General features: G+C 38.3%; 1 protein-coding gene. It reads right to left on the reverse strand.

The features are described from left to right. Positions 1-373: TylF/MycF/NovP-related O-methyltransferase (locus AC1DJR_RS34010; RefSeq protein WP_477004674.1), on the reverse strand; the 373-nt coding region annotated here is incomplete at both ends.

A 373-nucleotide genomic window follows, 5' to 3' on the forward strand; every position in this document is an offset into this window, starting at 1 on the left:
GTCTGTCACAGCCTCAGCACATGGTGGTAGCCCATAGTCATCGATAATTATATAGCCGCCCTTAGAAACTTTATCGTATAAGTTTACGAGACCATCCATCGTTGATTCATACATATCACCGTCAAGGCGAGCAATCGCAATTTTTTCTATCGGTGCTGACGGTAAAGTATCTTTAAACCAACCTTTTAAAAACTTTACCTGGTCATTTAATAAATCGTATTTTCTAAAGTTTTCTTGTACTTGTTCTAAAGAAACACGTAAATAATCAAAGCTGTGTAAGTAATCGTCGAAATCTCTCGGGTATTGTTCTATATTTGGTGTTGGGAGGCCCTCAAATGAATCGGCAACCCATACATTGCGATCAGTAATGTTG

Source organism: Bacillus sp. 05T31 (assembly GCF_056396725.1).